This is a genomic window from Acinetobacter sp. 1207_04, assembly GCF_052850415.1.
On sequence record NZ_VXCQ01000010.1, the window covers coordinates 115,410 to 138,398 of the forward strand.

The 22,989-nt window shown below is 37.9% G+C and carries 15 protein-coding genes; 6 read left to right on the forward strand and 9 right to left on the reverse strand.

The window, feature by feature from the left end:
• Positions 1–36: 36 nt before the first annotated feature.
• The 5 genes from FW754_RS10870 to FW754_RS10890 form a co-directional block, all read right to left on the reverse strand.
• A complete protein-coding gene (locus FW754_RS10870; RefSeq protein ID WP_409511585.1) occupies positions 37–924 on the reverse strand; it encodes a ParB/RepB/Spo0J family partition protein in 888 nt (295 codons plus the stop codon).
• Positions 921–1,703, reverse strand: coding sequence for a ParA family protein (locus FW754_RS10875; protein WP_409511586.1), 783 nt, complete (start codon positions 1,701–1,703; stop codon positions 921–923). The genes FW754_RS10870 and FW754_RS10875 overlap by 4 nt, the downstream gene beginning before the upstream one ends.
• Before the next feature lie 26 nt (positions 1,704–1,729).
• Complete coding sequence (gene rsmG, locus FW754_RS10880; protein ID WP_409511587.1) at positions 1,730–2,362, reverse strand: 16S rRNA (guanine(527)-N(7))-methyltransferase RsmG; 633 nt, start codon at positions 2,360–2,362, stop codon at positions 1,730–1,732.
• A 139-nt stretch (positions 2,363–2,501) separates the two neighbouring features.
• Positions 2,502–3,203 (reverse strand): N-acetylmuramate alpha-1-phosphate uridylyltransferase MurU, encoded by a 702-nt coding sequence (gene murU, locus FW754_RS10885; RefSeq protein WP_446324653.1) that lies wholly within the window; start codon positions 3,201–3,203, stop codon positions 2,502–2,504.
• Positions 3,203–4,216, reverse strand: a complete 1,014-nt coding sequence (locus FW754_RS10890; protein WP_446324654.1) for an aminoglycoside phosphotransferase family protein — start codon at positions 4,214–4,216, stop codon at positions 3,203–3,205. The genes murU and FW754_RS10890 overlap by 1 nt, the downstream gene beginning before the upstream one ends.
• A 123-nt stretch (positions 4,217–4,339) precedes the next feature.
• Here FW754_RS10890 and FW754_RS10895 point away from each other — a divergent pair, with 123 nt between their 5' ends.
• From FW754_RS10895 to FW754_RS10920, 6 genes are all read left to right on the forward strand, one after another.
• Entirely contained in the window at positions 4,340–6,847 is a 2,508-nt protein-coding gene (locus FW754_RS10895; RefSeq protein WP_446324655.1) for an LPS-assembly protein LptD, read from the forward strand.
• Positions 6,847–8,160 carry a peptidylprolyl isomerase gene (locus tag FW754_RS10900; RefSeq protein WP_446324656.1) on the forward strand — a complete coding sequence of 438 codons (1,314 nt, stop codon included), beginning with the start codon at positions 6,847–6,849 and terminating at the stop codon, positions 8,158–8,160. The genes FW754_RS10895 and FW754_RS10900 overlap by 1 nt, the downstream gene beginning before the upstream one ends.
• Before the next feature lie 200 nt (positions 8,161–8,360).
• Entirely contained in the window at positions 8,361–11,012 is a 2,652-nt protein-coding gene (mutS, locus tag FW754_RS10905; protein WP_419346917.1) for a DNA mismatch repair protein MutS, read from the forward strand.
• Positions 11,013–11,334: 322 nt separating this feature from the next.
• Positions 11,335–11,658: a ferredoxin FdxA gene (fdxA, locus tag FW754_RS10910; protein ID WP_409511593.1), complete on the forward strand. Its 324-nt coding sequence runs from the start codon at positions 11,335–11,337 to the stop codon at positions 11,656–11,658.
• Between the two features lie 140 nt (positions 11,659–11,798).
• Positions 11,799–12,515, forward strand: a complete 717-nt coding sequence (locus tag FW754_RS10915; protein ID WP_409511594.1) for a peptidase M15 — start codon at positions 11,799–11,801, stop codon at positions 12,513–12,515.
• Between the two features lie 269 nt (positions 12,516–12,784).
• Positions 12,785–13,450 (forward strand): O-methyltransferase, encoded by a 666-nt coding sequence (locus FW754_RS10920; protein ID WP_409511595.1) that lies wholly within the window; start codon positions 12,785–12,787, stop codon positions 13,448–13,450.
• A gap of 374 nt (positions 13,451–13,824) precedes the next feature.
• Here the strand turns inward: FW754_RS10920 and FW754_RS10925 are convergent, their stop codons facing one another.
• The 4 genes from FW754_RS10925 to FW754_RS10940 all read right to left on the reverse strand — a co-directional run bounded on the left by FW754_RS10925 (position 13,825) and on the right by FW754_RS10940 (position 22,964).
• Positions 13,825–14,667: a universal stress protein gene (locus FW754_RS10925; protein ID WP_409511596.1), complete on the reverse strand. Its 843-nt coding sequence runs from the start codon at positions 14,665–14,667 to the stop codon at positions 13,825–13,827.
• Positions 14,668–14,787: 120 nt separating this feature from the next.
• The gene (locus FW754_RS10930; RefSeq protein WP_409511597.1) at positions 14,788–15,429 is read right to left on the reverse strand and encodes an acyltransferase; all 642 of its coding nucleotides are present in this window, start codon (positions 15,427–15,429) and stop codon (positions 14,788–14,790) included.
• Complete coding sequence (locus tag FW754_RS10935) at positions 15,398–16,009, reverse strand: IMPACT family protein (protein WP_409511598.1); 612 nt, start codon at positions 16,007–16,009, stop codon at positions 15,398–15,400. Before FW754_RS10935 ends, FW754_RS10930 begins: the two co-directional genes overlap by 32 nt.
• Before the next feature lie 169 nt (positions 16,010–16,178).
• Positions 16,179–22,964, reverse strand: a complete 6,786-nt coding sequence (locus tag FW754_RS10940) for an Ig-like domain-containing protein (RefSeq protein WP_446324657.1) — start codon at positions 22,962–22,964, stop codon at positions 16,179–16,181.
• Positions 22,965–22,989: the final 25 nt, after the last annotated feature.

Below are 22,989 nucleotides of genomic sequence, written 5' to 3' on the forward strand. Positions count from 1 at the left end.
ATACTGTATTTTGCGACACAAAAGAAGCCTATTTTCTTATTCTGCTAGACAGATATTTAAGATCCCGTCTAATTCATCAAGTGAGTTATAGCTAATCACAAGTTTCCCCTTACCTTGATTATTATAATCAATTTTAACATTGGCACTAAAACGCTCAGACAGCTTCTGAGTCAATTGCTCAACATCAGCCACCAAAGGTGCACTTGCTTTCTCTTGCTTTGGTGTATTCCAATCACGTACCAATTGCTCGGTTTGGCGTACAGATAAGCCCTTATCCATTACAATTTTAGCAATTTGTAATTGATCTTTAGCCTTTAAAGTCAAAATTGCACGTGCATGTCCCATATCAATTTGACCTTGTTGCATCAAGTTTTTCACTTCATCGGTCAGGCTGAGCAAACGTAATAAGTTACTGACTGTAGTACGTGCTTTGCCTACAGTGTCAGCAATTTCTTGATGACTTAAACCAAACTCTTCATGGAAACGCTGCAATGCAAGCGCTTGATCAATTGGGTTTAAATCTTGGCGTTGAATGTTCTCAATCAATGCCAAAGCAATCGCAACTTGGTCAGTCAAATCACGCACAATTGCAGGAATTTCAGTTAGTCCCGCAATACGTGCAGCTCGCCAACGACGTTCACCTGCAATAATTTCATACGCATGTTCAGCATCATCAATCGGGCGAATAACAATCGGTTGCATCACACCATGTTTTTGAATAGAGGCTGCAAGTTCTTGTAAATCAGCTTCATCAATAAAACGGCGTGGCTGATATTCTCCACGTTTCAACTGATTGACATCAATTTGTTTTAACTGACCATGATCTAACGCTTGTACTTCAAGCTGTAATTTTTCTTTTTGGATTGATCCGAGCAACGCATCTAAGCCACGCCCTTTCGCCAACCCTCGTTTTTTTACAGTCATGCGTGACTTCCTTTTTTCACTTTACTTTTTTTCAACATTTCGGCTGCCAAATTTAAATAAGCGATTGCACCCTTGGAGCTTTTTTCAAAATAAATAATCGGTAAACCATGCGCAGGTGCTTCAGCCAAACGTACATTTCGAGGAATTACCGTATCGTACAATTTTTTGCCAAAATACTGTTCAAGCTCCGCAGAAACATCACGTGTTAATGCATTACGCGAATCATACATGGTACGAAGTACACCAATAATTTCCAATTCAGGGTTTAAAGCCTGTTGGATCTTATCAATGGTTTGCGTTAAATCAGCCAAACCTTCCAAAGCATAATATTCACACTGCATTGGAATCATCACACCATGTACAGCAGACAAGGCATTGACTGTGATTAAGCTTAAACTTGGTGCACAATCGACAATGATATAATCAAAATCTTGATCAATTCGTTTTAATGCTTCACGTAAAATAAATTCACGCCCGTCTTGATCTGCAATCGCAAGCTCTACACCTGCAAGATCACGATTTGAACCCAAAACCTTATAGCCTACTTCAGCTTTGGTAATTGCTGTTTCAATCGGCACTTCACCCAATAAAACGTCGGTCACTGAATATAATAAATCATTTTTTTGGATTCCCGAGCCCATTGTGGCATTACCCTGAGAATCCATATCGACCAAAAGGACACGTTTTTTTAATACTGCCAATGAAGCAGCCAAATTCACCGCTGTAGTGGTTTTACCTACGCCGCCTTTTTGGTTAGCGATCGCAATAATTTGAGCCATGGTAACCCCAGTCCTTCATTTGTTTTTTAAATACGTTTTAATAAAAGTAAGTGACGTTGCTCATCTAAGCGTGGCACGTGTAATTCTATAATGTCGCAACTGAATTGATCTTTAAGCGCATCAATTTCATCTTGCGGAATCAAACCTTTCATTGATGCAATAATACTATTGTCATGCATATAAGGGCTTGAAGCTTCAACAAAATCAGTCAATGATGCAAAAGCACGACTGGTAATGACATCAAACTGACCCAATTCTTGGATCATATCTTCATTTTCAACACGTGTTTGAACAGCAATCACATTTTGTAATTTTAAATCAGCAATAAACTGCTTTAAAAAACGAATTTTTTTACCATTAGAATCGAGTAATACACATGAACGCTCAGGCTGACATAGCGCAATAATCATGCCAGGCATACCACCACCTGTACCAATATCGAGCAGACGACCTTGAGGTAAATCATTTAAAATACTTAAACTATCCAACAAATGCTTTACAAGCATTTCTTTCGGATCACGAATGGCGGTCAAATTGTAAGCTTTGTTCCACAAGACCAATGCATCTTGATACTTTAACAACAAATTCAGTGATTCATCACTCAACTGTAGACCAAGCTTGAGACTGCCTTGTTTTAGCTCTTGAAAAAATGGATGCATAGAGAATGACATCTTCAAAAATTTAGATGAAAGTATACCGATTTCCTGTCCGTGGAACAGTACTTAATGACGAGTTAATACGCAGTTAAGCGTATTAACAAGCACTAAAGCCTTTACTTAGACATCTTAAGACACCGTCTTAAGCATAATTACTTTGTCTAATTTGTAAATCCAATGCCATTAAACGCTCAGGTGTACCTACATCGACCCAAGCACTTTGCATTTTTTCTGCTGAAATTTTATTATCAAGCATGCCTTGTTTAAGTAAAGGTGCGAGCGGGCGCTTACCTGACTCTAAGCCCTCAAATAGACGAGGATGAATCACTGATACTCCACTAAATGTCAGATTTTCACCTGTTTGCTCTTGATCAAAGGTATACGCACGACCATTTGCAAGTGTGAAATCACCATTAGGATGTTGATCAGGATTATTAACAAAGACCAAATGAGCCAAGTCGCCATCGGTACAATTGCCCAAATCAACATTCAACAAAGTCGAAAAATCAAACTGTGTCCAAACATCACCATTGATTAAAATAAAAGGCTCATCACCGAGTAAAGGTAAGGCATTAATAATGCCTCCTGCGGTTTCAAGCCCTTCATCTTCACGTGTCCAACGGATATTGACACCAAATTGTGAACCATCGCCAAGCGCACCAATAAGTACATCGGCAAGCCATGCTGAATTAATAACAATATCAGTCACACCAATTTGTTTGAGTTTTTCAATGTGCCAAACAATCAATGCTTTTCCACCCACTTCAAGCAAAGGCTTTGGCTTATACAGCGTCAATGGACGCATGCGATTGCCAAGCCCTGCGGCTAAAATCATTGCTTTCATTAAGCTACAACCTCGTAAGTACCGTATTTTTCAGTAAATGCAGGCATGACTCTAGCATTGATAAAATCCATAAATGGTTGCAATTCTGCATATGGTTTAGATTCTTCAAGTAAATACCACATCACACGAGGAAGATCGTTTAAGTAGCCTGATTTACCATCACGTTCAAATAGGCGGACAAAAATACCTAAAATTTTGATATGACGCTGAATCGCCATCAGATCGGCATCTTGCTTAAACTGTTCAAAATCACGGTCTTCTTTGGCGCTTTCAGGCAACAAATCATAAAATACTTTAAACCAACCGTAGACACGTTCTGCATTCCACTGCACATACGCATCACGGGTAATCGAAATTAAGTCGTAAGTATCCGCACCAATTACAGCATCTTGGAAATCAATAACACCTTGCTCTGTTTCACCGTCTAAAATCATCAGATTCCGACTATGAAAATCACGGTGTACAATGACTTGAGGTTGAGCAAGTGCTGCATTTGCAAGAATCGCAAATGTGCGTTTAATCAGTGCTTGTTCACTTTCAGTTGGCTGAATCTTTAAAGATGGTAGTAACCAATCGGTTAACAATTCCATTTCTGAAATTAATTTTTCATAAGAATATGCTGGAAATTGATTCTGACCATCAATCGATTGCAATTGAATCAACTGCTTAAAGCTTTGTGCATAATGTGCATCAACTGTTTGATCATCTAACAGCGTAGACAGTAAAACATCACCAAAATCTTCAAGTAATAAGAAACCATTTTCTAAGTCTTTTGCAACGATATGCGGTACACGTACACCATGACGATAAAAGAACTCATCTATAGACACAAAAGGACGACAATCTTCTTTCTCAGGAGGTGCATCCATGAGCATAAATGTTTTATTATTCAATATAATTCGTGCATAACGACGGAAGCTCGCATCGCCTGCTAAAAAGTTGATTTCAAATTGATCTGAGTTGAGTACAGATGTAATCCATGTTTGTATCAATTGTTCACGTTGTATTTTCATTTGCAATTAAATCTATTACAGGCTGTTTTTTTGAAGTTCTAAGTGTAGCCACTTATCAACTTTTTCTCTATGATGCGACAATAATTAATTGCTATCTGCATACTTGGTTGGTTAATGAGACAAATGAAGCATCAGTTTAAATTTAATCCTCTCGCAACTGCTATTTTGACACTTCTATGCGGAAGTTCAATGGCAAGCTATGCAGACCCAATTGACGCTGTCACGACAACTGGAGAAATCCCTGTTGCTCCACAAAACAATGTCAACAACCAAAAACTGCAGCAAGCACTGAAAGAAAGTTTTCCTGGGCAAAACTTTTTTGAACAATATTATGTCGATAAAAACTCAGCCGAAGCGCAAATTCGTGATGATGTAAATACCGCAACCAATCGCTATTGCGATGGTGTTTGGGTAACACCATTTGATCAGCAAAGTAAATCGACCTCACCTCAAGATGGTTCATCGATCATTACTGCCGATCATGGTTATTACAATCCCAATGGCGACTCAGTACTTTCGGGTGATGTGGTCATTGACCAACAAGGTCGTATGATCCGTGCCGATGAAGTCATACTTGACCAAAGTCAAACTATTGCCAAAGCCAAAGGCAATGTACAAATGGCTCAAGGTGGTCTTATAGCGCAAAGTGATCAAATTGATTACAACTTAAAAGAAGAAACAGGCGAGCTAAACAACAGTTTCTATATTGCAGAAGTCACCCATGCACATGGCCATGCAAGCAAAATTTCTAAAGTTTCACCGACCAAAGTCGTACTAGAAGATGCCAGTTACTCAACCTGCCCACCCGATCAGAAACCGACATGGAAACTACAAGCAGATACCATTGAACTGAATCAAGATACGGGACGTGGTGTAACACGCGGTACAAAATTATACGTTAAAGATGTACCTGTACTAGCTGTACCCTATTTCAATTTTCCCATTGATGACCGTCGTACTACAGGGGTTTTAAACCCAACCTTTGGTTTTTCCAATGACGGTGGTTTTGAACTTGCTGTTCCAATTTATTTAAACCTTGCACCTAATTATGATGCAACAGTAACACCCCGTATTATTAGTGATCGTGGTGTAATGGCATCGGGTGAATTCCGTTATTTAACCGAAAATTTCGGTGCTGGTCGTTTATGGGGATCATATCTTCCATCCGATAAAGAATATGAAAATGATGCTTATCGAATTAAACATGATTTAAGTACAGACCGTGCAGATTTTCACTTTTTACATAATTGGCAAATTAATGACCAATGGTCAACCAATGCTGAATACAACTATGTTTCTGACAAAGACTTTTTCTCTGATCTGAATGCAAGTTCAGATTCAAGAACCGAGTTAAACCAACGTCGTGCTTGGGAACTTAATTATGCCAATGGTGTTCCTGGTTTAAAAGCACAATTAAAAGTCGAAGACTTCCAGACCCTTGATAAAGACATCAACGACATTGATAAGCCTTATGCACGCCTCCCCCAGTTCCTGTTGAACTATGTTGGTGGTAACCCACAAGGTTTTGAATACGAATTTAATAACGACACCGCTTACTTTAAAAAGAATATCTCTGACTTTACCGATTTAGCACAACCTAACGGTACACGTTTATACAACCAAGTTGCTGCGCGCTATAACTTCCGAAATCAGTGGGGATTTTTTATTCCTGAGGCATCTATCCGTACATTAAATACGTATTATGATCAGGATACAAAAACATCAAGTAACTTTAGTTCAGATTCTCAAAATAAATCTGTAATTGTACCGCAATTTACATTTGATTCAGGCTTAACCTTTGAAAAAGATGGAAAATTCTTACAAACACTGACTCCACGTGCATTCTATGCTTATGCACCGTATGAAAATCAGCAGAACTATCCAAACTTTGATTCAACAACGGCATCAATCAACTATGATCAATTATTCAGTCCTTATCGTTTTTATGGACATGACCGTCTAGAAGATAATAACTTCTTATCTTTAGGTTTAAGTTATAGCTTGTTTGATACACAAGGACTTGAGCGTATACGTGCAAGTGTGGGTCAAAGTTATTTCTTTGACGATCGTAAAGTTAGTTTACTCAATCAGTCAGATGATTTTGATACCGAAAAGAAAACTGGCCCCGTTGTTAGCCTAACCAGTCAGCTATCACAAAATTTCAGCGTTGGAGCAAATGGCGCATGGATGTCAAACGGGGATAATGTTCAGCGTGACCTACAAGCCTACTATACAGGCGATCAAGGTAACCTATTCAATGTTGGCTATTTTTCTCGCAACAATCTACCTGACCGCCAAAAACCATATGATCAAGTTGTTGCTTCATTTATTCAACCTGTAGGCAACAATTGGCGCATCATGGGCCATGCCCAATACGACATTGACAACAATGTTGCCCGTGAATACTTGCTCGGTGTCAATTACGAATCATGCTGTTGGGGTATCTCCGTTTATGGTCGTGAATACTTTAACGACCTTGACGATGTCAATGCATCTGATGTAAAACCAAAACGCGCTGTAATGGCTGAGTTCACCCTGAAAGGACTCGGGGGCTTAAACAACAAATTAAGCTCATTACTTGAAAACCGTATTTTAGGTTTCGACAAAGTTAATCAATCTTGGACCCATTAATGAAGACTCAGAATTTAAAAAAACTCTTTAAAGCGACTGCACTCACACTCTTGATTTCTTCATCAATGTCCGTATTTGCTGAACCGACAGATCAAGTCATTGCGGTTGTAGGTAATAGTGCCATTCTTCAAAGTGATTTAGAGCAAGGTATGGCTGAAGCTGCGCATCAATTACAAGCGCAAAAGAAAGAAGTTCCACCGACTGAATATTTACGTGTGCAAGTTTTAAATCAGCTCATCACCCAAAATGCACAGATGGAACAAGTTAAACGCTATGGTTTGAAGGCAGATGAAAAGAGCCTCAATGAAGCCGTTTTAAAAGTTGCAAATCAATCAGGCGCAACTAGCCTTGAAGCTTTTCAACAAAAGCTAGATAGTGTTGCACCAGGAACGTATGAAGTGCTACGTAACCGTATTGCAGATGACTTGCTCATTCAACGTCTGCGTCAACAACAAGTGATGTCACGCATTAAAATTAGCGATCAAGATGTTGATAATTTCCTCAAATCACCCGAAGGTCAAGCCGCTGTCGGTAGTCAAGTACATGTCATTCACATGCGTATTTCAGGCTCAACAACACCAAGTGAATTGACTCAAATCGCTCAGCAAGTAAAAAATGATCTCAGCAGTAACAATGATTTCAAAATAATCGAAAAAAAATACAGCACTGAGACTGTCAAAGTTGATGGTGCTGATATGGGATTCCGCCCACTGTCTGACATTCCATCAGAACTTGCAGCACGTGTGAGTGTACTCAACCCTGGGCAAGCGACTGAGCTGATTCAAGCCAAAGATGGCGTTCACGTTTTAAAATTACTTGAACGTAAAGGCAACGAACAGAAAGCACTTGTTCCTCAGTTTGAAACACGCCATATTTTGATTAAAACATCTGAAGTGGTAAGCCCTGAAAGTGCGAAGCAAACGATTGATAGTATTTACAACCGTATTAAAGCAGGTGAAGATTTTGCTACTTTAGCAGCAACTTACTCGAATGACCCAGGTTCTGCACGTGATGGTGGTAGCTTGGGTTGGGTCAGTCCTGGCATGATGGTGCCTGAGTTTGATGCAAAAATGAAAGCAGCCACTGTGGGACAAGTGACTGAACCTTTTGAAACTCAATTTGGTTGGCATATTTTATTGGTCAGTGGTACACGCCAACAAGACATGACCCAAGAATATCAACAACGCATGGCACGTCAAATTTTAGGTGAGCGTCAATTTGACTCTGAACTTGACAGTTGGTTACGTGAACTTCGTTCAAGCACATACATTGAAGTTAAAGACCCTGAACTGAGCAAAGCAATAGGTAAATAATTTACATCGTTAAATCAAAACCCTATCTTCTGATAGGGTTTTTTAATTCTAATTACTACGTATTATTGCCCTATACTGAATATTTCTTTCACTTTTAAAATGGAAATATATCAATACAATATTCAGTATATATAATTTTCGTTAAAATCTTTTTGCTAAATTATTTTAGCAAGGTTTCCTTTTTATTCTCCGAGCATTTTATGACTGACAATCAACTCATAGCCGACTTATCTACTCTCACACCGATGATGCAACAATATTTAAAAATAAAAATGCAAAATCCACATTCAATCATGTTTTATCGCATGGGAGATTTTTACGAGTTATTTTTTGATGATGCACGTAAAGCAGCTAAATTACTCGGTATTACACTCACCCATCGTGGTAAAGCCAATGGTGAACCGATTCCAATGGCAGGCGTTCCCTACCATGCAGCAGAAGGTTATCTCGCTCGCTTAGTCAAGAAAGGCGAAACTGTGGTGATCTGTGAGCAAATTGGTGAAGTGACAGGAAAAGGGCCTGTTGAACGTGGCGTAGTTCGTATCATTACACCGGGAACACTCACTGATGATGCGCTATTAACTGCACATCAAGCATCGAATTTGGTCGCCATGTGTTTTCAACAAAATCAAGTTGGTATAGCACTCCTTGACCTCAGCGCTGGGATTTTTAAAGTTCAACAGCAAGATTTTAATTCAGAAAGTTTACCGCTTGAACTTGCACGTTTAATGCCAAGTGAAATATTAATTGATGAAGATTTGGTTGATCCAAATATTATCGACTCAGTTAAAAAAAATATTGATTGCCCTATTACAAAACGTCCAAATGTCGATTTCAATTTAAATAATGCACAAAAAACCTTGTGTGATCAGTTTGCCGTTTCAACACTCTCAGGTTTTGGCGTTGATCATCTTCCTTTAGCCAAAGCTGCGGCAGCTGCACTAATTCATTACGCACGTGAAACACAAAAAACGGCTTTACCCCATATTCGCTCCTTAAAACTCGAACAAAGTACAGATTTTATAGCCCTTGATCCTGTTACACGTCGCAATCTAGAAATTATTGATCCATTATTTGAACATGGTACATCACTCTTTTCTCTGATTAATGATTGTCAAACAGCTATGGGGGGACGTTTACTCAGCCGCACCCTAATGCAACCGTTACGTGACACAGCACTACTCGATCATCGCCTTGATGCCACAGAAAATCTACTGAAAGGCTATCATGAATCACCTGTTCGACTCGTCCTGAAAGACATTGGCGATATTGAACGTGTGCTCAGCCGTGTGGCTTTAGGTAGTGCTCGCCCACGTGATTTAGTGCAACTGCGTCAAGCATGTGCGCAAATTCCATTTTTACGCCATGCATTACAACCTGTATTAACAAATAAACAATCGCAGCTAATCACTCAACTCAATGAGGAATTAGGTGATTTTAATGGCTTACATGAACGCTTAATGTCATCCATTGTTGAAAATCCACCTGTTTTACTACGTGATGGAAATGTCATTGCAGAAGGTTTTGACGCTGAACTCGATGAACTGCGTAAAATCCGTGATCATGCAGGGCAATTTCTGATTGACCTCGAAATTCGCGAGCGTGAAGTCAGTGGGATCAATACACTGAAAATCGGCTATAACCGTGTCAGTGGCTACTATATTGAACTGACTCGCTCACAAGCAGAACAAGCCCCTGAGCATTATATTCGCCGTCAAACCCTAAAAAATGCTGAACGATATATTACCCCCGAATTAAAATCATTTGAAGATAAAGTCCTATCTAGTGAATCTCGTGCGCTTGCACGTGAAAAAATGCTATTTGAAATGTTACTTGAAGAATTACGTCAAAATATTGGCGATTTACAAATGATGAGCAGTGCCATTGCTCAGATTGATTTAGTAGCCAATTTTGCCCATCAAGCACGTTTAAACAATTGGAATCGTCCTGAATATAGTCCTGAATCGGGTATTAAAATTAATGCAGGTCGTCATCCTGTCGTGGAATCACTAAGTAAAACACCATATACGCCCAATGATACCCTGCTCGATTTTAATCATCGTATGGCGATTATTACAGGTCCCAACATGGGCGGTAAATCGACATTCATGCGCCAAACAGCACTAATTAGCCTGCTTGGATATTGCGGTAGTTTCGTGCCTGCACAATCGGCAAAACTCGGTCCCATAGATCGTATTTTCACGCGTATTGGTTCAGCCGATGATTTATCTTCAGGTAAATCGACATTCATGGTAGAAATGACTGAAACTTCGCAAATATTACACCACGCAACAAGTCAATCATTGGTACTGATGGATGAAGTGGGTCGCGGTACAAGTACCTATGATGGTCTTTCACTCGCTTGGGCATGTGTACTTGATTTAACTCGTCGAATCAAATGTTTATGTTTGTTTGCTACACATTATTTTGAATTGACTGAATTATCGAAAGAATCAGGCATTGATAATTATCACGTAACTGCAAAAGAGTTGAATGGCAATTTAATTTTATTACATAAAGTTCAGTCTGGACCTGCAAGCCAAAGTCATGGTTTACAAGTCGCTAAACTTGCTGGCATTCCTGCAAGTGTGATTAAAGAAGCACAAAAACGTTTGAAAATTTTAGAAAAACAGCAAGTACAGCCAATAACCATAACGCAAAATGATTTATTTGCTTCAATCGATGAAATCACAGATACAACTACACAAGCAGAAGTACACGTTGTTGAAAAAATCATTGAGATTGAAAAATCATCACCTGCGTTAGATGCACTTGCACAATTGGATATTGACAATCTCACACCAAGAGAAGCTTTAGCACAATTGTATCAACTTAAAGAGTTGATGCATTGATTGATTAAATAACACCCAAATCAATATTATATTTATTTTAGCAAGCAAAGCCTGCGTAATTTAGGCTTTGCTTCTTTAATCTACGGCTCTTTATTCATCTTTTAAGCATTTTCACGTTTATCTCAGCTTATTTTTAGAATTTACAATATTTTTAATGGTTTTGAAATCTCGAAATCCTGTGAAAAATAGCTATATCATCATTTTTTCTGTTCTCAGCAGGATCATCTATAACAAATATCAATAAAAGCAATTGTTACTTTCGGCTGTTTTGCCTAAAATACAGCATCATTCATTAGAACCAAATTTTTAGGTAGCTGACGCCATGACCTTTGTAGTCACTGAGAATTGTATTAAGTGTAAATATCAAGACTGCGTAGAAGTCTGCCCTGTAGACTGTTTCTATGAAGGACCTAACTTCCTCGTCATCAATCCAGATGAGTGTATTGACTGTGCATTATGTGAACCAGAATGCCCAGCAAATGCAATTTTCTCAGAAGATGAATTACCTGAAGGTCAAGAAGTCTTTATTGAACTAAATGCTGATTTAGCACAAAAATGGCCAAACATCACTCAGATTGGTGATCAGCCAGAAGATCGTGAAGAATGGAACGGTAAAGCCGACAAACTTCAATATCTTGAAAAATAAGATAGAAAAGATCAGCAAATGCTGATCTTTTTTTCAATCTGAAACGAAAAGGTACAATTGTTTGCAAAATATTCAAAATCTACCGTATATTTCAGTTTAAAATAGCCCATTATTTATTGGCAGTAATTTAAATACCTATAATGAAAGAATTCCTCAAAGGCTTGTTCGCCGTTGGTACCATGACTTTTGTCTTGGTTGGGTGTACCTCTAGCCCGAAGCATAATACGTCAGGAACACAACCCGGTCAGCGCATTCATATCCCGCAAGAACAAGTCACGCTTGATCGTGCAATGCAACCGAAAGTTATGCCTACGTCTTATCGCAATTGGTTAATGCAAGGTGAAAACCAAGCTCGCTCACGTGAATATGAACGTTTTCTTGAGCAAAATGGTTCAGGGAATATCATTCCTAGTTTTGAATTGTTTAAAACTGCACGGGCTTGGGATCAATGTGGTAAATCTGAATATATGATTCCAAATCAAGAATTATGGCGTAATCAGTTGGCAACGCTGAAAGTCTTTAAATATCTTGTTGCTTCAAAAGTATTGACTGATTTTACTGTAACCTCTGTATACCGTGATTTACCTTTAAATCAATGTGCAGGTGGTGCAGGTTCTTCGCGCCATCTATTTAACTCTGCAATTGATTTCCGTATTGGACCTGTTTCTCCACAAGCACAAGATTATGCTTATATTGAAAATACTAAATATAAATTATGTCAATTTTGGGTGCAATATGGTCAAAATCTCAATATGGGATTAGGCTTATACGCGTCGGGTCAAATTCATATTGATACGCAAGGTTACCGTACTTGGGGTCCTGATTTAACCCGTAATAGCTCAATGTGTAATTTATAAGGATATCACTTTCAACTCAACGATATTTATTATCATAAATTGAAAAATAGATTATCACTTAAGGAGATCATTCGATCTCCTTTTTTAGCTGCGCAATAGATCGTGCGATTACCACACTCGGTAACTTAAAACTTTGACATTATAGTGAACAATAAATCTGAGTCTTTTTGTTTAAAATGTCTGTAAAAATACGGAATAAAATTGCACTCTAATTGAAAAAGTTTACAATGCAACTCACTTATACGCTTTAAAATATTCAGGTACATGCTATGCAACAAATGTGGTCAGATATCGATCATTACATCGAATCACATTTAATTCCAGAAGATCCAATTTTAACACAGACCCTTGAAAACACTGCTGCGCATGGTTTCCCTGACCATCTTGCCGTTGCCGCAAATCAAGGTATGCTGTTACAAATGTTGATCCAAATGAATAAATGCAAACGTGTTCTTGAATTAGGCACTTTTGCCGCCTATAGCACTATATGGCTTGCACGTGCATTACCTGAGGATGGCTATATTCTGACAATTGAAGGTCGTGATACCCATGCAGCGATGGGTCAAGAAAATATTGACCGAGCAAATTTACCACAAACAATAGAACTTAAAGTCGGTCGTGCTGCAGACATTCTCAATGCTTTGCCTGAAAATATTGAAGCCTTTGACTTTATTTTTGTCGATGCCGATAAACAGAGCTATCCTGAATATCTTGAATTGAGTTTAAATTTATCACACTCAGGAACAGTGATCGTGCTTGATAATGTCATTCGTGCTGGTGATATTATGAATCCTGAAAATGTTAAGCCAAGCATTGAAGGTATTCGTCAAATGTATCAAGCAATGCAGAATCATCCTAAAATTCTATCTTGTACAGCACTACAAACTGTAGGTAGTAAGGGTCATGATGGTTTTGCAATAGCGATTGTTAAATAATATATACAAACCAAAGTTACCAATTTAAAAAATTAAATGAATATTCAATAAAAGCCACATGATGAATGTGGCTTTTTATTATAGCTAATTTACACATCCTTGAACTAACCACTTTTACTTATTAAAAGTTATCCCCTAAAGCTGTTTGTATAATTGTGGATAACTAATGTATTAAAACATAAATATATGTATTTGTTAAATTTTTTAACAAAGAATATATTTTAACCAATCTGTTTTTTACTTAATTCTCGCCAACTTCAAATTACATAAAATTCATACTTTTTTCAATCAAAAAGAGAATGAAGAATATCATGAATCATTTAAAATCATGATATTCTTCATTTATGTGATAAAAATCACATATTTATAGAACACTATTTAGCCACCAATAAGGGTACTGTCGTATTCCTAAAAATAGTCGTTGTGACACTACCTAAAAAGAATTGATGAATTTTACTATGACTAAATGCCCCCATCACCAAGAGTTGGATCTGATGCAAGTTTTGATAATCTAAAATATTGGTTGCAACATCACCATAGCGATATTCCATCACTACATCAAAGCCTGCATCTCGTAATAGTTGTGCGGGTTCATTGAGAATTTCTGGGTGATCACCCACGTATAATAAATGGCATTGCAACTGTTTTAATAAATCACTTTTAGCCACACGTTTTAGCATTTTTTGGCAGGTTTCAGAAAGCTCATAGGCAAATATAAAACGTGTCGGCGGTTTAAAATCCTCACCAACAGTCATTACTGTACATCGCGCACCACGAATAAAGTTTTCAACATTACTACCCATAGTTTTATTTTTTTCTGCAGAGCGTTCACCTAAACGCCCAATTACGACAAAATCATCTTCTTGTAATAAATTAAAACTTTGCTCTAGAAAATCACCTTTTTCTTGAATATGTGTTGTGGTTAGTCCATATTTTTCTTGAATCATATTAGAAATATGTTTAAGCAAATTATTACTATAATCGAGTGCAAGCTCACTTTGCTTTTGTTCGAGTTCTGATAGCTCTTTCAGTAACATTGCATTACTTTCAAAACCAATAACACCGCTTATTTCACCTAAATGATAACTTGCAGGATAATAGTCAAGAACTTGCAATAAAACCAATTCACGACCCGTTTTATGTGCGACCCACGCCGCCGCTTCTGCTAAGGCATTAATGCAAGGGGAAGAATCTATACATGCAATGACTCGGTTCATATCAGCCTCTCAATGACTTATACAGCCTCGTGTTGGTTATGTTTTTAACATAGCACAAGTTTTTTAAGCATATCGATGAAGAAATGTAATCAATGACTTACATTTACAATTGATGTGTTTTTAGTCACGATATCGAATCATTTTTGCAGGATTCCCCACAACAATTTCTCGTGTAGCGACATCTTTTGTCACCATACTATTCATACCGACAACCGCTTGATCTGCTATACGTACACCATCTTTAATCCCCACATGTGCGCCGAGCCAAACATCTTTGCCAATTACAATCCCCTTAGATGTGACAGCTTGCTGATATATTGGCTGACCTAAATCCATACCATGATCAAATGCATATAAATGACAATATGCTGCCATACGAACTTGATCTGCAAGGACAATACCACTACGCCCACCATCTAAAATACAGTGATGATTGATCGCAACTTCATTTCCGATGGTAATGGGTCCATGTAAAGTACAATCAGCAGCAATAAAGCAATTATCTCCAATGACAATCTTCCGTCCGGGCTCCGCAAAAATATGCGCTAATGGTGAAATAAAACAATTTTCACCAATTTCTATAGTTTCCATCTGCATTAAATATTCTTGATATTCTTTTTGCCATTCATCCGCCCACAACCGATTTTTTGGCTTTAATGACCAATACAACCATGGCATATAGTTCAAACGGTGTTTATGCTGTTCTCTATATTTTAATGATGGATCTTGTTCACTCACGATTTTCACCCACCATGTCTTCATCCACTGTTTTTAACTGTTCACGCCCACGTGTTACATCTTGAATTTTCAATGCCAAAGCTTGAATTTGCGGTATTTGTAATTGCAACTGAATGACAACGCCATTCTCTATATATTGTTCTTCATATTCAATTTGTTGTTGATTCAACTCATATTGGAAAATCGCCCATTCATTAAATAGACACTGAAAACAAGCTTTTTTCTTTTCAATCAGTTCAATTTTTTCAGCGAGAAGTAAGCATTGCCCTGCACAACCACCATAGGCACGGACTAAACCACCTGTACCAAGTTTAATCCCACCATACCAACGATTGACCAAGACAATAACATTGGTCAACTCATTACCTTCAATGGTCGCAAGTATAGGACGCCCTGCTGTTCCTGAAGGTTCACCATCATCATTAAAACGGACATTGTGTCCAATTTTCCATGCCCAACATTGGTGTGTTGTAGATGTATCTAAATGCTTTTCCAAAAAGGCTTTAACTTGCTGTTCATTTTCCACAGGTGCTGCGATCGCCTGAAAGCGACTTTTTTTAATGTCTTCCTCGAAGCTAACCTCTGTCGCAAGTGTGTATGGCATAAATTAAAATGTAATGACAATTTCATCAATTATACCTGTTTCAGATTAAACTCTCTATTGAAAAGAGGCATAAAAAAATCCCTACATAAGTAGAGATTTTTTAAATTTAGAATTTGTAAAAATCAGATCATCAATCTATATATTCAAATCCATTTTGGCTAAATATAACTCAGTACAACAGGTTTTTACCATTAAGCAAATCATCAAGCGTAATATCTTGGTTTTGATTTTGCAAAATAAGGAGTTTTTCTGATTGGAATCCTGCTTCCTTACCATCACGATCAATTGATATCGTTGCTGTTTTACTCGCTGCATCATACTGAACATTGACGAAATCTTTAATATCAGATTGGCCGTCTTTAAAACTAACTAGTAATTCAGAGATATCAATCATGTCACCTTCAGCAATATTGAAATCTGTCCAAGTATCCAGATCATTGCCACCATGGGCTGACTGATTATTTAACAATTCGAAGAATACTAAATCAGCCCCAGTACCACCTGTGTAGGTATCAACACCTTGCCCTCCAAGCATGACGTCATTGCCTAAACCACCAATAATCGTATCATTTCCTGCACCACCAAGTAAAAGATCATTGCCTTCTCCACCATCAATATAATCATTACCTAAGCCGCCACGAACAAGATCATCTCCTGCACCTGCATGAATAATATCATCGCCATTCAGTCCATAAATTCGATCTGCATTGGCTGTTCCAGATAATGAACCATCATCATTGTCAGTACCTAATAAAATACTATCTTTGGCAGCGTTAAAGGTTCCAGCGTTTAAGAGATTTAACCCGAGTAACTGCGATACATTACTTGAACTTGAAGCACCTTGTGTATCTGTTGCTGTAATACTGATTGAATTCAAAACATCTACATTCAACAGATTACCATTTAATAATGTGCCGTCATTAGCAGTTAGATACACACTTGTGAGCAACTCGTTTACAGCAAGATTATCAATTTCACCACCACCAATTGCAGTGATAATTAATTTCGAACTTGGTGCAATGAGCCCAAGTACTCCATCATCACTTTTTACAGTAAATTCTAAGCCAAGTTCTTTCGCCAAGGCTTGCGATGCTGTGAGTGCCATTGGTGTCAAACTCAATGTCAGCAGTGGTTGATACTTAACTTCTACGGTTTTTAAATTATTATCTACATCATAGGCTGTTAGATATTGCTGACTCAGATTAATAACACCAAGTGCATCCAAGTTAATAATACCCAATAAGCTACCAACTGAAACTTGTGTTGTTGGTGCGACATTATTTTCAATAAAGCCAATATTTGGAACATCTGTCGTATCAATGCTTGATGTTCCTGTGTTTTTGATATCGCCATCAGAATCTGTCACTTGCGCTGACATATCTATAGTTTTATCTGTCAATGCATCGGCATTGATATTGGCAGAATCAACCTCCAATTTTCCTTTATTGAGTAAGTCTTGAATAATCTGTTGATCGGTATTTTTCACAGATTGACCGTAGGCATTCACTCCATCTACAAGGTTAACGCCTTCTAGTACAATCACCTGATCCGTCTTTGCGGCAACTTTGGCTGAGTATCCGCCAATATAAGCTCCGCTACTACTAATACTAATTACTGTACTCGTTACACCATTTTCAGTCACCAATGCAAAGTGTAAGTAATTAGTCAAGTTACCCGTACTGAAACCTATACGACCTTCTCCAACCAATAACCCTGAAAGATCAAGGACATCCCCTCCTTCTTTCACAGATGCTTTATCGAAATCTTTAATCACATCACGCGCGGGTGTAGTTGTTGTTCCTTGATCACCTGCTTCCCATTTAAAGACATCACTAAAGCGATTTATGGAACCTTGTACATCGCCCCAAAGGATATCGTTACCTTTTCCACCAATCAGAATATCATTGCCATTGCCTGCATAAAGTGTGTCATTTCCAGCGCCACCACGTAAGATATCACTACCTTCACCTGCATCTAGAACATCATCACCATCATACCCGTATAGGCGGTCATCTTTGGATAATGTACTCTTATCACCACTGACCACATCATTGTTTGCAGTACCTTCTTGTAAAATACCTGACTGTTGTAACTTAACGAGTTCACCTAGACCACTTAATACACCGACATCGGCAACATCTACAGTCGTATCTTTACCTGTTTCATTATTACTATCAGTCGCAGTAATTGATTCTCCTGCAAGAAGCTTCACATCCAAAATTTGACCTAAACCCGACACCAATTTCACAGTACCTAAAAACTCATTCAAGCGGTCTACATCCATTGTTTTACCATCTAATGAGGTAATACTGATCTGCGCTGGTGTAATCAGGAATGCATTAATTAGTGAAACTTTAAAACCAAATTCTGCTGCCATTGCAGCTGAATATACGTAATGAAGCCCCAAATCTAAATTGAGCAAGGCAGCTTTATTAATCACAACTTTTGAAATATTGTTATTACCATCTTGAACCGTATAAAGCTGAGTACTACTTAGATCAATTAAGCCAGCAACATTCACATTGGCTGTGCCAAGTAACCCACCTTTATCACCTAAACTTGCTTGTGGTTTTTCATTCACAATGGTTTCAGCAGAAATACCTGATGCAGTGACTTCATATACACCTGTCTTCATGTTCACTTTGACAGTATTGCCATGTACGGTGGTAACCGTCAGTAAGTTATTGGCATCATTTGAATAACTATAAGCGTAAACTGTTGTTGAACTACCCGATTGACTCACAGTGTTATTGACTGAATCATAGATATAAGTGTTACCTTCAATCGTTACTGATTTGAGATGACCTCCATCCATACCAAAAGTTTCAACAAATGTACCTGAAACCGTTCCTACTTCAGTCATGTCTATATTGACCACTGGTGAAACAACAGGCTCACCATCATGTACTACAATACTGAGCTGAGAATTTACACCATTCGTTTCTACTGGGATCTGAATAGTTGCAATATCTGAACTGAGATGATCAATACCTTGAGATAGAACAACCTCGTATTTGCCATTATTATTGGCTTTTATTTCTATCACAATTTCATTGCCGATCTTGCCAAACACTACTCCGTTTTCTAGACTCCAAACAATATTTTGTCCTTTGACTTGAACTTGCGCTGTGGGAAGTTTTAAAGTCGTATTGGCGACTGCTAAATCAGTCTCTACAACGAGTGCTGTGCCCACATAATTAGATTCGTTTAGTTCGACCGAATGACCAAATTTAGTATGTGCGTTTAATATTGTTTCAAATTGATTACCCGCCAAATCTACAGCGGTAATTTTGACTGGATAATCTGTTCCATCATTTAAACCAAATAGATCTGTAGAAGTAAATTTAGCCGTCCAATCACCATTGCTATCTACGACTGCAATAACTTTCTTACCATTTATTTCAACGGTAATTATTGTCGAAATTTGATCAATATGCCCTTTAACTTCAACGCCATCTGAAATTTCTTTTAAATCAATTTCAATAATGCCTGAACTTGAATCATTGGCCACTGTATTTACATCTAAAATTGGTGCTTGAGTATCAACATGTAAATTCAGCGTTGTACTTCCAGATATGTTACCCGCTTTATCCACTTGGACAGCTTGTATTATATACGTGCCGTCTGCGAGTCCCTGAGTATATTGATAACTCCATGAACCATCGGCCTTAATAGGTAAAGTAGCAAATGGTGTAGCTGAAACAGTACCATTCACAACTAAATAGAGTTTAATGGTATTGGCAATATTACCTGTTGAACCACTATCAAAAGCATGACCCTGAATTTTAGGCGTATTATCATTGGTATGCACAACACCATTATTAATTGTAACAGTGGTATCGACACCTACATTTCCATGCTCATCTACTTGATCAACAATAGATTCAATTAATGGTGCTATTGGAGGTGTTTTATCAAAAGTCACTGGACGCGAAGCAATTACACTACCGCCAATAACCTGATTTTTAAGTACAAAATTATAATTCCCTTCTTTGAAATTATCTTTAACATTTGTAGCGTTGAGTGTCGCTGTCCATGTATTACCAGTGATCGTAACATTTACAAAATTATTTAGTCCAACACCTACATTTACATCATTACCATTCGCATCTTGAACAAATAAAAACAAGCTACTCAGTAAGTTTTTATCTGCAATTGTCCCTGTAACAATAAAACTGTTTTGTAAACCAGTCCATTCAGTTGCATTAATAATGTCATCACCCGCAATCACATTAATGGTTGCCGATTCTGTACGCGTAATAGGAACTGTACGATCTATAGATGAACTGATATTACCAGCCTGATCTTGTGAAGATACATGGATATGAGCATCACTAGAATAACCAGGAATTGATGGCAGACCCGCCACAGGTACAGTCCATTTACCATTTACATCCGCAGTAGTCGAATATTCAAAAATAGTATTATTCAATATCAAAGAATTTTTAAATAATCCTGAACTAATTTCCATTGTGATTGCTGTTCCCACTGGAATATTGGTTGGTAAATCAATAATTCCACTCGCTAGACTAGACAAATTACCAGTAACAGACTCAGTTCCATATTTAATTGTATATGTTCCATTTGTGCCAGAACTTGAATGAATTTTTATCGTATTATCATCAAGAAATACACCCGAAATGTCTGGTCCTGTTAAAAAATCTGTACCGGCTGGATTTCGCCATTGTACATAAACCGTACTTCCTGCTTCCGCAGTTCCAGACAATTTGATTCCTGAAATATACTCAGCAGAGCTGATACTATTATCTCCTGTAACAGCATCTAGTGTTGGCGCTTGAATATGCGTATCGACATTTACAATATAACCCGCAGATGGTGCCGAGATATTTCCGGCAATATCAGTAGATTTTGCCGTAATCGTATAGTTGCCGTCTTTTAACACACCATTTTCAAAGAAACCTGTTAATGCAGGATTTGCAGCAGAGAAATCAAACGTCCATTTACCAGTCGCATCAGCCTGAACAGGTGTTGTCGTAATCACTACACCATTAATAGAAATTTCTACACTTGAACCTGCTTCTGCCGTTCCTGAAAGTGTAAAATCATTTTTATTTACCAATGAACCCGAAGGTATTTTATTGGTATTTACATCGCCATTTAAGTTATCGGATAGATCAGTAATAACAACAGGTTCTATTGTCATATCAATGACGAAATTAGATAAACTTTGATTAATACTCTTATTTCCCGCCAAATCTATTTGGTAAAAATTAAAAGTATTTGCTGAATAATTACCTGCTGGTAACACTAAAATATAGTTACCTTGGCTATCTTTTGTGGTGATTTCTACGGCTGCGCCATTATCTTTTGTATAGTAAAGTTTAGCGCCAGTTTCAACATTTGAAATGGTAATAATCGGATTTTTGGTTGTAACTGTTGTACCTGTTGGATCCAAGACGCCAGTATCTTCTAAAGTCACCGTCACTTGATTCGCAGTCTTATCAATAACAATTGGATTTAGATCTGAAATAACGCTTTCATTGCCCGCAACATCTACTTGTTTAAGTAAAATATCACCTTTTGCATAACTTCCTACAGGCAAGTCATAGCTATATACATTTCCATTTGCAATGACCTCAGTCCAAGCTCCACCTTTAATTTGAATATAGACTTTTGTACCTGCCTCTACATTACCTATCTGTAGCAGCCCATTACTTGTCACTCGATCACCAACTACCGCAGTATCTTCAGCAAGCGTCGCAGTCAGTGGAACTGGTGGATTGGTATCTAGAGTCAAAGCTTTATTGTAAGTAACCTCTACAATATTTCCAGCCTTATCGATCACTTGAACTTTAATATCACCAACAGCATATAGCCCATCATCTTTTAAATTAAAGGATGCGCCTTGACCAAGCTCCCATGCTCCCCCCTTAACTGAGTAGAACCATGTTGCACCAACCTCAATTTTAGATACATCGATTTGTCCATTATTGGTAATAAAATCAGTTTGATTTATACCTGTATCTTGACTCAAGGTTAATTCTGGAAGCTCAAGTTTTGTATCCAACTCATAATTAAAGGAAAGTGTATCTGTACCATCTGTAATTGTAATGACTACATTTCCCTCATTTAAAATCAAAGGAGGATTGTGTGTTTTGAAATCAAATGTCCAAAAACCTGATGCATCCGTAATAACAGTATAATTGACTGAATTAATCGTAATAGTGAGTTGACTCAGTGCAGCCGCTTTACCCGTAATAACAGGTGAAGCTTCATTGCTAAATCCTCCATTCACAATCGATTCTGGTGTAATTAATGGACTACCACCAACTTGATCAACATAATCATAAACACCTGTAATTTCTAACTTAAATTTTGAAGGGTCTAATACAGATGAATTATTAAGTCCAACATCTTCAGTGAAGCTGTTCGTGTCATTACCTACAACATCTTGGATTGCATTAACATCATTCTTACCTACCGTTGGGTCTTCGTAACTCACCTCAACTTTTTGACCACTATAAATTGGTGGTACAAAACTCAATGTCACCTCTTTACCATTGATCGTTACAGTATTGGGTATACGATCTACGCCATTCACATTCACCGTGAAATCATTGGCTTGTGGAGGATTACCTGCATTAAGCACTTCATTGAAAGTTAGAACCAATTGACCGAAAGTATTTACCTCTGCAGTATCTAAAATTGGTCCAGTAACATCACCTGCTTGAATAGTCGTATCACCAATATTTCCAGACGGATCAGTCACTGTTACCTTAATATTTTCACCATCTATTAATGGACGTTTTAAAATTACTTCTGTGATTCCATCTTTAGCTACACCGAGACCAATAACGTTACCTTGCATATCCGTAATTTCAATTAAGCCGATCTCATTTGAAGTCACGGTTATATGAGTAGCATCGTCTATAATTGCTTGTACTGTCGGTGGTGTTGTGTCTTTTTGCGTCGAACCGTTGTCACCGGCATCCACCGTTTCGTTAAAGCCGGCCGTATCG

Coding starts and splice junctions, on each gene's coding strand:
- fdxA (WP_409511593.1), top strand. CDS start 11,335: ATGACCTTTGTAGTCACTGAGAATTGTATTAAGTGTAAATATCAAGAC.
- FW754_RS10870 (WP_409511585.1), bottom strand. CDS start 924: ATGACTGTAAAAAAACGAGGGTTGGCGAAAGGGCGTGGCTTAGATGCG.
- FW754_RS10915 (WP_409511594.1), top strand. CDS start 11,799: ATGAAAGAATTCCTCAAAGGCTTGTTCGCCGTTGGTACCATGACTTTT.
- FW754_RS10930 (WP_409511597.1), bottom strand. CDS start 15,429: ATGAAGACATGGTGGGTGAAAATCGTGAGTGAACAAGATCCATCATTA.
- mutS (WP_419346917.1), top strand. CDS start 8,361: ATGACTGACAATCAACTCATAGCCGACTTATCTACTCTCACACCGATG.
- FW754_RS10890 (WP_446324654.1), bottom strand. CDS start 4,216: ATGAAAATACAACGTGAACAATTGATACAAACATGGATTACATCTGTA.
- FW754_RS10935 (WP_409511598.1), bottom strand. CDS start 16,009: ATGCCATACACACTTGCGACAGAGGTTAGCTTCGAGGAAGACATTAAA.
- FW754_RS10875 (WP_409511586.1), bottom strand. CDS start 1,703: ATGGCTCAAATTATTGCGATCGCTAACCAAAAAGGCGGCGTAGGTAAA.
- FW754_RS10920 (WP_409511595.1), top strand. CDS start 12,785: ATGCAACAAATGTGGTCAGATATCGATCATTACATCGAATCACATTTA.
- FW754_RS10925 (WP_409511596.1), bottom strand. CDS start 14,667: ATGAACCGAGTCATTGCATGTATAGATTCTTCCCCTTGCATTAATGCC.
- rsmG (WP_409511587.1), bottom strand. CDS start 2,362: ATGCATCCATTTTTTCAAGAGCTAAAACAAGGCAGTCTCAAGCTTGGT.
- murU (WP_446324653.1), bottom strand. CDS start 3,203: ATGAAAGCAATGATTTTAGCCGCAGGGCTTGGCAATCGCATGCGTCCA.
- FW754_RS10895 (WP_446324655.1), top strand. CDS start 4,340: ATGAAGCATCAGTTTAAATTTAATCCTCTCGCAACTGCTATTTTGACA.
- FW754_RS10900 (WP_446324656.1), top strand. CDS start 6,847: ATGAAGACTCAGAATTTAAAAAAACTCTTTAAAGCGACTGCACTCACA.